Origin of the sequence: Clostridium neonatale (assembly GCF_900465025.1) — a bacterium.
GTDB classification, from domain to species: Bacteria; Bacillota; Clostridia; order Clostridiales; family Clostridiaceae; genus Clostridium; species Clostridium neonatale.
In genome coordinates this window covers 176,145-188,615 of the sequence record NZ_UICR01000002.1, presented here as the reverse complement: position 1 = coordinate 188,615, position 12,471 = coordinate 176,145, and the positions used below count along the sequence as shown (strand labels likewise).

Below are 12,471 nucleotides of genomic sequence, written 5' to 3'. Positions count from 1 at the left end.
AAAAGTTAGATAAAGCAATGATTGTGGAATTCTGCAAGATACTGATTAGTATATGTTTTAGTAAAGGAGGAAGAAAAGTAATGTAAAAAGGTTGTGAAAACTATTGGAAAGAACTTTTAAAAGAAAGAGGGAGAAAATAATGTATAAAAAATTAGGTTCTGTTTTATTAGCGAGTACATTTTCATTTAGCTTAGTACCAGCAATATCAGTATTAGCAACAGAAACAAGTGATAGGGCCCAAAATCCATTTATATGGGCAGATGTACCTGATAATGATGTTATTAGGGTAGGAGATGCCTATTATATGACAAGTACTACAATGCACATGAATCCAGGAGTTCCAATTATGAAATCTTATGATCTTGTTAATTGGAAAATCGTAAATTATGTTTATGATGTGCTTGATGGAGATGATGAACAGACTCTTACTAATGGAGAAAATGAATATGGAGAAGGTTCGTGGGCAAGTAGTCTTAGATATCATGATGGAACTTATTATATAGCTTTTTCATCTAATTCTACAGGCAAAACATATATATATCAAACCGAAGATATAGAAAATGGTCCTTGGAAACATTCAACTATTGATCGTCTTTTTCATGATATGTCGTTGCTATTTGATGATGATGACAGGGTATATATGGTAGACGGTTCTGGAGATATTCATATTACTGAACTCATTTCAGATGCGACAGCAATAAAGGAAGGTGGTCTTGATAAAACTATTATTAAAGATGCAAGTTTGCTTGCAGGTTCTAATGTAGGACTTCTAGCAGAAGGCGCACATATTCAAAAAATAAATGGAAAGTATTATGTATTTCTTATAACATGGCCAACAGGTGGAAGTCGTCAGGAGCTATGCTTCCGCGCCGATAGCATTGATGGTGATTATGAAGGAAAGGTTGTATTAAATTACAATGGTATTGCTCAAGGTGGAATTGTCGATACGCCAGATGGAGATTGGTATGGAATGTTGTTTAGAGATTCTGGTCCAGTAGGACGCATGCCGTATCTTGTTCCAGTTACATGGGAGGATGGATGGCCAATATTTGGAGTAGATGGTAAAGTTCCTGAGGATACAGGAATTAAACTGGATCTTTCAAAAACTAATATAGTTTCCTCTGATGAATTTTATCAAGGATCAGAAAAAATAGGATATTCACATACTGTATTGGAAACAAGTGATGATGAAAATTCAGAAGGCGGAGACTTAGTATTAGATGATCCAGCAGATGGAAAAGAGTTGTTAAAAAACGGGGATTTTGATGATGGAATAGATGATTGGGAGGTTAATGAAGGTGGACAGTTATCTACAACTGATGATTCCGTAGTTTTATATGGAACACATAATTGGGAGGCTAATGAAAGTGGAGAGTCATCTACAACTGATGATTCCGTAGTTTTAAAAACTTCTTATACAAATAGTACAGCAGTTTTAAAAATTTCTAATAGAAAGGGTACAACTTCTGGTCCTAAACAAAATCTCACTGGAAAATTAGAAGCAGGTAAAACGTACTATTTTTCTGCAAAAGTTAAATATGATGCATTAGATTCTGCTCCTGATAATAGAACATTTAATTTTACTATGCAGAATGGTCCCGATTATAGGTATAGAAAAAATTTAGGATCGAAATCTATAAAAAAAGGTGAATGGGGAACAATAAGTGGCACATATACCATGCCTGAAGATGTAGATCCAGACAATGTATTTATTTTTATTGAGACTTCGTGGACACCAGAGCAAGATAAGAACAAGGATTTAATGGATTTCTATGTAGATGATGTTTCATTCGTAGATATGACAGTAGATGCAAATATAATTAAGAATGGCGAATTTGACAGTGATATAGAATCATGGGAAGGTACTTGGGCTGGCAAAGTTAAATGGAATGATGATGGAGTAGTACATGTATATGACAGAACACGAACTGGAGGAGGTCCATTACAGCCTCTTTCAGGAAAAGTTAAGGCTGGAGAAAAATATAAATTCTCAGCAAAAGTAAAATATGATGATGGACCAGATTCTAAATACTTTAATTATACAATTCATACAAATGGTGATACAAAAGTTATGGGATCGGCTAATATAACTAAAGGTGAGTGGGGAGTTATAGAAGGCACATATACAATTCCTGATGGTGCAGATACATCAACAGATACGTATATTTTCTTAGAAACTCCATGGACAGCAAATCCGGATGCAACTAATGATTTAATGGATTTTTATGTTGATGATGTTTTGTTAGAGCCAGTATCTACTGGAGGATCAGGTATTAAGGATGGTGAAAATGATTACAATGGTTCTAATCTTGGACTAGTATGGCAGTGGAATCATAATCCAGATAACAATAACTGGTCACTTACAGATAGAGATGGATATTTAAGACTTACTACAGGAAGAAAGAGTACAAGTATTCTTGATGCAAGAAATACACTTACGCAAAGAACATTTGGACCACAATGTTCAGGAGACGTTGCGATAGATGTAAGTAATATGAAAGATGGTGATTATGCAGGATTAGCAGCATTCCAATTTTATTATGGAACTGTTGGTGTAAAAATGGAAGGTAACAGCAAATATATTGTTATGATGCGAGGAAGTACAAATGATGCTTCTGAAGAAAGTGAGCCAGTAGAAATAGCAAGAATTCCTCTTGATCAAGAAAAAGTATATTTGAAAATAGACTTTAACTATGAAAATAATACTAATAAAGCGTATTTCTATTACAGTTTAGATGGAAAAGAATGGAACAAAATGGGGGAGGATTTGTCATTAGTTTATACTTTACCTCATTTTATGGGATATCGATTTGGATTATTTAATTATGCTACAAAGACAACAGGTGGTTATGTTGATTTTGACTATTTTAGATTAGATGGCGAAATGACAGGAGAAGTTCCTTCCAATGATACATTGAATGCAGAACTTGGAAATGTTTCAGATGTTCTAGGAGTTCCTAATGTAGATTTTGAGGTTCCAATAACAATGGATGAATTGCCAAATGGTAATTATACAAATATTTCTGCATCTTTTGGTATACCAAAAGATTTATCAGTAGCAGATGTTATTTTTAATACTGATAATATAACAGGAAATTGTTCATATACCTATTCAAATAATCAGCTTAAATTAAATGTATCTGGCAATGAAGTAAATTATAAAAATAATACTTCTAATAGATTGTTTGCAACCATTAAGTTAAAAGTTGCAAATTACGTTGAATCAGATATAACTGAAACAATTACTACAGATTATATTAATGTTAAAGGTGGAAATACAGGATACAATATTAAAAATGCGGTATCTAATATTACATTAAAAGCTTTAAGTACTGATGCAATTGCTAAAATTCCGGGATATGGCAATCCTCTTATAACTCATAAATTAGGAGCAGATCCATATGCAATAGTATATGACGGAAGAGTATACGTATATTTGTCAAGTGATGAGTATATGTATGATGATAATGGAAACATTAAAGAAAACACATTTGCTAATCTTAACAGAGTTTTGGTTATATCTTCTGATGATATGATTAATTGGACTGACCATGGTTACATTCCAGTAGCAGGAAAAGATGGGATTGCAAAATGGGCAGGTGGTTCATGGGCTCCGGCTGCTACTCATAAGGTTATTAATGGTGAAGATAAATTCTTCCTTTATTTTGCAAATGGTGGAGGTGGAATAGGTGTACTTACAGCAGATAGTCCAATTGGTCCATGGACAGACCCAATTGGTCAAGCGTTGGTAAGTTCAAGGACAGATGGAGTTGGAAATGGAGTTGTATGGCTTTTTGATCCCGCTGTGTTAGTAGATGATGATGGAGAAGGCTATTTATATTTTGGAGGCGGAATACCTGGTGGGAACAATCCAACAGATGAACAAATTGCAAATCCAAAAACTGCTAGAGTTATTAAATTAGGTGATGATATGACAAGTATTGAAGGTGCGGCAGAAGAAATTAATGCACCATATATGTTTGAAGATAGTGGAATTCATAAGCATAATGGCACATATTATTACACATATTGTTTAAATTTTGCTGGAACACATCCAGATAATATGCGAGCTGGACAAATTGCATATATGACAAGTGACAGCCCGATGGGACCATTTACTTATGGTGGAGCTTTCTTAAAGAATCCAGCAGAGTATTTCGGATATGGAGGCAACAATCACCATAGTATTTTCGAATATAATGGCAAAGAATATGTAGTATATCATGCACAAACTGTTAGTGGAGAATTGTTAAGTAGTACGAAGGGATACCGTTCTCCTCATATTAACGAAGTAAACTATTATGATAGTGGAAAAATTAAAGTAGTTGATGCAGATATGAAAGGTGTGCCACAAACAGCTAATCTTAATCCATATACTAGAAATGAAGCAGAAACTATTGGCTGGAATTCAGGAATCTCAACAGAGGATTGCACAGCACCAGGCAGTCAGGTGAAAAGTATTAATCTTAATGTTACAGATATAAACAATGGCGACTGGATTGCAGTAGCAAATGCTAATTTTGGTTCAGTACCAAAAGAGGCAACAACAACTTTCAAGGCTAATGTTGCATCAAGAGCTGGAGGACAAATAAAAATACATTTAGACAGCTTAGAGGGTAAAGTGATTGGTACACTTGATGTAAATTCTACAGGTGGTGAACAAAACTGGAAAGAGATAGAGTGCAAAGTTGAAAATATAAATGGAGTTCATAGTATCTTCTTTGAATTTCTTGGTAAAGAAAACATCAATTTATTTAATATGGATTATTGGAAATTTGAAACAGAAACACCAAATCAACAAAGCTGTACATTTACGTATACAGCAGGAGAAGGTGGATTTATTCAAGGAGATACGTCACAAACAGTTGATTACGGAAAGAGCGGAAGTAAAGTCACAGCTATAGCTAATTCAGGATATCATTTTGTACGTTGGAGTGATGGTGTTACTAATGCAGATAGAACAGACACTAATTTAGGCGCAGATATAAATGTAAATGCAGTGTTTGAAGCTGATTCATCAGAAGGGGGCAACGGTAATTCAGAAGAACAATCAGTGCCAACAGGAGTAATAATTGATGGAGCAAAGAAAGTTGGAAATACATTAAGTGCACAACTAATAAATAAAAATGGAAGTGCAGTGAGTACTTCAGAAACAGTAAGTTATGAGTGGTATAGATCAACTAATACAAACTTTGATAATGCAGAATTAATTGGGACAAATAAAAGCTATAAACTAGTGTCAAAAGATGGAGGGAAATATATAAAAGTAGTGGTTACTGTTGGCAATAAAACTTTTGAAGCTATTACTTCAAAGATTGTAAAAAACTCATCAAGTAGTAGTTCAAGCTCATCATCAAGTTCGTCTTCATCAAACCAAAATAAGAATGAAAATGAAGCCAATACAAATGTAACTAATACTAATTCAAATTCACAACAAGAAACAGTTGATGTGGGCTGGAAGCAAATAAATGGTGTTTGGTACTATTTAAATGTAGATGGATCAGTGGCAACAGGCTGGAAGCAAGTGAACGGAACTTGGTATTATTTAAATACTAATGGATCAATGGCAACAGGCTGGAAGCAAGTGAACGGAACTTGGTATTATTTAAATACTAATGGATCAATGGCAACAGGCTGGAAGCAAGTGAACGGAACTTGGTATTATTTAAATACTAATGGATCAATGGCAACAGGTTGGAAGCAAGTGAACGGAACTTGGTATTATTTAAATACTAATGGATCAATGGCAACAGGCTGGAAGCAAGTAAATGGAAAATGGTACTATTTAAATGCTGATGGATCAATGGCATATAATACTGTAATTTATGGTTATAAATTAGATGCAAATGGAGCTTGGATTAGATAAATTTTAATTTTATAAAGATATAGCATATTAATTTCATAAGTATCATTTATTAAAATTTAGATGATGTAATGGGGAGGCAACTAATTGAGTAATATGATGTTAGTTGCCTCTTTATTTATAAAATTTATAAAAAATGCGAAGCTTAATAAGATTCTGTTAGGTTATTATGAAAAAATAGCTTAATAATTCTTAGAATTTCCCGATCTTTAAAAATTATATAAGTTTGATCAATTTATTGCATGACAAATAAACCTGCAATAGACAAGATTTTTTGCAGGTTAATCAAAGATATTGATTAATTAATTTAAGCGGCAACAAACCATGATTTTTTTAGACTTGCTATTGCTAGCGAAGCCGGCAACTTCAGCTGGAGTATGGCTGTTTAGAGATCCATGAGGTCTTATAAAGTTATAATGAAAGATAAATAAGTATATTAAGTTATTTGCTTTTTCAAATGAATTAAATCCTTTTTTAGCTTTATAACAAGCTTTATATGTTTTATTAAAAGACTCTATAAGATTGTTATTCGTATCGCTAGACATTGGTGCTACAGGAATATGTTTAGTATTGGGTAATACTTTGGCTACAGCTTGATTATATGAAGGTAATCTATCAGTTATAAAATTACTAGGTTCACCAAACTTTTTTGCTTCATTAATTAATGTGAAAGCAGAATCTTCACTGCGTGATTTCGTTAAGTGAAATGCCAATATAAAACGAGTTTCTGAATTGATAGCCAATCACAAATAATAACGTTCACCATTTATAAATACAACTGTTTCATCAGCGTGCAAATCGTCAGATTGCAAATTTAATTGTGATTTAAATGAATCAGCTTTTTGTTCGAAAAAAGGCGTAAATTTATGTGACAACTGAATATTGTTACATGAGAAACTTTTATACTTGCTGTTGTATATAGAAAGTGTGAAATAGCTCTTGTGGATGTATTATTAAAAAATAAAAGGTTAAAGCTGTGAGTATAGCATGTAATAGAAATCGCATTCATTTCATAGAAAGGGTGCCGGTTATATTTTGACTAGACGCATTATTAATATTTAAATTATGGTGTTGTACTATTATATGGTTACATTTTCTATTACCACATTTATAACGATTATAATATTTATAAGTGTGGTGTAGGTATGTTGCTTTGCTACACTTTGGACATTTAGGATAGCTTTTTGCAACTCGGTTACTGATGTAGTTAGGAGCAAATTGCCTCTTACAGTTCTTACATTGATATTTTTGATTAGCCTGCTTATCTAAGTCAAACTTATATAGTTGGTCAGAGTGACAGCGAGGAAATTTAATTTTTGTTTTGTTAATTGTTCTTCTCCTTTCAAGGGGGAATATTTAGTTTTAGACAAACTTATTGTATTCACTTCAATTGAGAAGAGAAATGTTCATATAACTTAACAGAACGTAATTAATTATTGGGAGAGTTCATATGAATAATATATATTACTTTACAGGAACAGGAAATAGTTTGCAGATAGCAGAGAATTTAAGTAATGAGCTGGGTGATTGTACAACACATAAGATAGCTGAATATTCTGGAGAAAATATAAATTCAGATACATTAGGAATTGTATTTCCAGTATATAACTTGGGACTGCCTTTAATAATTTGTGATTTTTTAAACAAATTAAATGTTTCAAATGATACATTTATATATGCTATTGCTAATTATGGAGGAGCTCCAGGAAGGGCACTTGACCAGTGCGAAGATATTTTGAAAGATAAAAATAGAATATTATCAGGTGGATTTTTAATTAATATGCCTGGAAATTATATTATAGGTTATGGTGCACAAAGTAAACAAACTCAGAAAAAATGTTTGAAAAAGAAGAGAAAAAGGTTAAGAATATATCAAGCCTTGTAAGGAATAGAAAAAAGAGTGATATTGAAAAAAGCCATTTGATTATTGACCGTGTATTCACAAATCATTTTTATAAAGATGTTGCAAATTTTCATGAAGCAGATAGAAATTTCACTGTAAATAATAAGTGTATAAGCTGTGGTTTATGCGTAAAAAGATGTCCAGTAAATAATATAACAATAAATGAAGGAAAGCCTGTCTGGAATCATAAATGTGAATTGTGTTTAGCATGTATTCAGAGCTGTTCAAGCGAAGCAATAAATTATGCTGGAAAGACAGAAAAGAGAAAGAGATATTTAAATCCAAATGTTAAATTATAATATAAGATCTATTTGTATAGAGAAAGTTTTTTAATAAACCTTATTAGAATAGTGATTATTATATTGAATTAACGTTGTAAGTTAGTATGCTATATTTATTTCGATAATTTAATATAGTTTACAAAATATGAATAAAGGGAAATCATTCTCGATTTCCCTTAAAAATGGAATATAATTTTTTGCATTATAAGCTATTTTTTTATGAATAATTAGAATTAATTAATATGTAAGAAAACTTTCTATATATGATGACTATTATTTATTTTATTAGAGGGTGTAAATAATTTTGTGTATTCCTAACTTTTTCTTAAAAATAATCGAAATTTTTAACTTAAAATTTATTAAACAATTTCGTCTGAAATTGTAGTAATATGCAATATTGTTTCTATTACTCATATTGTATATTATAACCAAAATATGGCGATAATATGCAATAGGGCAAATATTTATTGGGACTTTATTAGTTAAGTATTCTTAACTTTAGAGTCCTTTTGTTATGCATCTTTTGAAAGTGTATCACTAAAAACTATTTTTAATTGATTAATCACTAGGTCCCAATCTGAATAGCTTCTGGTCCATTTCTTAGCTACATGCTCAACGGCTAAATAGAGCATTTTTAGTAAACTATCGTCATTAGGAAATATTAGTTTTGTCTTTGTTACCTTTCTGAATTGGCTATTCAAGCTTTCTATAGTATTAGTTGTATAGATTATCTTTCTTATGTTATCAGAAAACGCAAAGAATGTACTTAAATTATCCCAATTATCTTCCCAGCTTTTAACTGCATTTGGATATTTACTCGACCATTTTTCCTTTAATGATAGCAATTTATCCATAGCAACTTCCTCATTAACAGCTCTATATATTCCTTTTAAGTCAGCTATAAAGGCTTTTCTGTCTTTATAAGGAATATACTTCATACTAAATCTTATCTGATGGATTATACATCTTTGTATTTTAGCAAAAGGAAAAGCAGCTCCGATAGCTTCTTTGAAGCTGTTTAAGCCATCAACACAGAATATTAGAACATCTTGAATACCTCTATTTTTAAGGTCATTTAACACAGATAACCAAAACTTACTACTTTCATTAGCACCTATCCATATTCCTAAAACTTCTTTTTCACCATCCATATTTACCCCTATTACAACATAAGCAGCTTTAACTATAATTTGTTTATCTTCTCTTACTTTATAGTGTATAGCATCCATAAATATAAATGAATATGTCTTTTCTAGTGGTCTATTTTGCCATTCTGAAACCAATGGCAATATTCTATTTGTTATGTTTGACACAGTTTCTGCACTTATATCAACACCATATAATTCTTTTATCTGTTCTGAAATGTCTCTAGTTGTCATTCCAGTTGCATAAAGACCTAGGATTTTATCTTCGATTCCATTAACGGAACGTTGATGCTTTGGCACAATTTTAGGCTCAAAATCACCATTTCTATCTCTTGGTATATTAATCTGCACAGGACCAAGTTCTGTTTTTACAGTCTTTTTTGAATATCCATTTCGGCTATTATCATTATTTTTATCCATATTATTATATTTTCCATATCCTAAAGCTTCATCCATTTCAGCTTCTAATGATTCTTGCAATACATCCCTAAACATTTCTTTTAAACCTACCAATGCTACTGGAATTCTGTTCTTTGATGTATTCTCTTAATAATTCTTTCGACATATTTCCCATATAAAAAAACTCCTTCTTGTAACAATTTGTTATCTCAATTATTGCCAAGAAAGAGTTATTTTTATTAAGTTTACACAAAATTTTTTACAGAGCCTTTTATTAATTTATCAAAGATATTATTTTAATTTAAATTTACTAATCATAACTTCCAAAGTTTCTGCTTGAGCAGATAATTCTTCGCTTGCTGCTGCACTTTCTTCTGCTATTGCTGAATTTGACTGTACTACATCAGCTATTTGATCTATTCCTCCATTTATTTGTTCTATAGATATGGCCTGTTCTTCTGATAATTTAGTTATATTATCAACTAATTGTACAGCTTCCTTAGTATGTTCAACAACATCTTCCAATGAAACTGCTGTTGTATCTGCAATTTCTTTTCCATTATTCACTGATTTTATTGAGCTTTCAATTAATTCTGCCGTATCTTTGACTGCCTGTGAGCTTTCTTCTGCAAGTTTTTTTACTTCTTCTGCAACTACAGCAAATCCTTTTCCAGCTTCTCCAGCTCTCGCAGCTTCTATTGCTGCATTGAGAGCTAAAAGATTTGTCTGTTTTGCTATACTATCTATAGTATTTATTATTTCTTTAATGTTCTTAGAAGAATCTTCTATTTCATCCATTGCAGTTACCATTTCAGTCATTTTTTCATTGCTTTCTTTTATATGAAGACCTAATTCATTTACAATTTGATTTGTTTTTTTAGCATGACCAGTTGAATTTTTTACCTTTTCAGTAATTTCACCCATTGATGCAGTTAACTCTTCTATTGCACTTGCTTGTTCTGTTGCTCCTTCTGAGATTGTTTGAGATGTCTGCGCAACTTGTTCTGAACCACCTTTTACTTGTATTGTTGCTTCTTTTATCTCATAGAATGTTTCATTTAAAGATTTTACGATTTTTTCGAGTGAATCTTTAGTGCTTGTAAAATCACCTATGTATTGATCAGTGCAAGAGCTTGTAATATTAAAGTGACCATTAGATAATTCTTCTAATATGTTGTTAATATCTAAAATTATAGTTTTTAAGAAAGAACATGTTTTGCGGAAGCTGTTTGCTAGAATTCCTAATTCATCTTTTGATTTATATTCAATATTAATATCAAGTGATCCATTTTCTAATTTTTTTGCAGCATTTTCTAACTCAAGAATTGGTTCTGTAAGAAGTTTTACTAAAACAAGAGCCATATAAATGCAAGCTATTATACTAATAGTTGAAATTAAAATTAATATTATAAATGCTAAATTTTTTATTTTTACAGAATCATTATACGTATTTACTGCGTTATTTTCTGCTTCATTTCCAATTTCAATTAATGTATTTTGGAGCTTATCAAGTGATTTTTCATAGTCTGAATTATAAAGTTTAAGGGCCTCAGCATTTTTGTTTTCAGCTGCTAATTCAATCAATTTATTTTTTATGACTAATAGATCTCCTCTATCTTCTTTTAACTGTGATATGAGCTCTTCATTAGAAAAAATTTTTTCTAACTTTTCAATATTATTAGAAACATTTTCACTATATTTATTTGCTTCTGAAACATATTCTTTAGTCTTGGTTTCATCATCTGTTGTTATTGCTAATAGAACATTTTTTACAAACACTTGTGTATCTTTTCTTATTTCCAATTGTAAAGATACTTCATTAAATGGATGTTCATAAAATGTCTTGATTTTATTCCCAACAATTTGTAATGCAATAAAGGATGAAATAACTGCTAATATGAATAGTGCCATAATAGAAACAAATGTAATTTTTAGTTTTTGATTAATATTTTTGTCTTTAATTTGTTTTTCGAAAAATTTAAAAATTAAATTTTCTTTAGATTTTTTTTTCATTTAATATCCTCCTAGTATGCTTGTCTAAATTTTATTGGAATAGTCAATAATTTATAGTTAAATATTAATTATTATATAATACCATATAATAGCTGATTTGGTAATATAGTTTATGTAGAAATATAAATATTAAAGAGGAAAAAGATATAATTATAGATAAATGCGCTATTTATGGTAAAAGTTGTTTAAGTATTTAAATAAAGTAAGGATATATGAACAAAGAATTAAAATCTAAATAAAAAGAAACATGATAAAATCCAGATTTAGTTTGAAATAAAAGTTATAGAAGTGTCAAAAGAATACCTAGGGAATAAAGCATGAAAATAACATTTGATTTTATATGGTAAATATTATAGACTTCAAAAAAATGCAATTTAAAATACTAATTAGGTTTTAGACAACTACAAAGTAGTTAATAAAAAGTGATTAATTGTTCACATAGATTTTAGTGATTATAATAAAGGCAAGTTAGAAATAACAACTCAAAAGTTGGGAGAATTTAAAAATGGTAAAGCATATTTAATGAAAAGGAATTTGAAAGTGAAGGATTAAAAGACATTATTTAAAAAACATTTTAAGATATTTTAAATAATAATTTTTTAGTAATAGTGAGATTAATTCATAGCGTTACTGCAAATTTGAAATGTTAAACATATATTAAAAGTTGAAAGTAAGTAGTAATGGAAAGATAAATTATGAATAGATATGATGGAATTATTATTGGATTTGGAAAAGGTGGTAAAGCATTAGCAGGATTTTTAAGAAAGAATGGTAAAAAAGTAGCCTTAATAGTAAAATTAGATTTAGTTTACCATTCCTCATGTCTTTTTATAAATATAGTGATTTATTAAAAAAATATGAATAATT

Annotated in this window: 3 protein-coding genes and 3 pseudogenes; 3 read left to right on the top strand and 3 right to left on the bottom strand. The window is 30.5% G+C overall.

Going from position 1 to position 12,471, the window contains the following annotated elements:
* Positions 1-139: 139 nt before the first annotated feature.
* Positions 140-5,866 carry a family 43 glycosylhydrolase gene (locus CNEONATNEC86_RS21575; protein WP_243145358.1) on the top strand — a complete coding sequence of 1,909 codons (5,727 nt, stop codon included), beginning with the start codon at positions 140-142 and terminating at the stop codon, positions 5,864-5,866.
* Between the two features lie 304 nt (positions 5,867-6,170).
* On the opposite strand, the pseudogene CNEONATNEC86_RS12410 reads toward CNEONATNEC86_RS21575, so the two are convergent.
* Positions 6,171-7,192, bottom strand: a pseudogene (locus CNEONATNEC86_RS12410) (IS6 family transposase).
* A 121-nt stretch (positions 7,193-7,313) separates the two neighbouring features.
* Here CNEONATNEC86_RS12410 and CNEONATNEC86_RS22030 point away from each other — a divergent pair.
* A pseudogene (locus CNEONATNEC86_RS22030) lies at positions 7,314-8,065 on the top strand (EFR1 family ferrodoxin).
* Between the two features lie 494 nt (positions 8,066-8,559).
* On the opposite strand, the pseudogene CNEONATNEC86_RS12400 reads toward CNEONATNEC86_RS22030, so the two are convergent.
* Positions 8,560-9,766, bottom strand: a pseudogene (locus CNEONATNEC86_RS12400) (IS256 family transposase).
* Between the two features lie 116 nt (positions 9,767-9,882).
* Complete coding sequence (locus tag CNEONATNEC86_RS12395; protein WP_058295501.1) at positions 9,883-11,604, bottom strand: methyl-accepting chemotaxis protein; 1,722 nt, start codon at positions 11,602-11,604, stop codon at positions 9,883-9,885.
* A gap of 695 nt (positions 11,605-12,299) precedes the next feature.
* On the opposite strand from CNEONATNEC86_RS12395, the gene CNEONATNEC86_RS12390 reads away from it, so the two are divergent.
* Positions 12,300-12,455 (top strand): hypothetical protein, encoded by a 156-nt coding sequence (locus CNEONATNEC86_RS12390; protein WP_198157512.1) that lies wholly within the window; start codon positions 12,300-12,302, stop codon positions 12,453-12,455.
* The last annotated feature ends 16 nt before the right edge of the window (positions 12,456-12,471 follow it).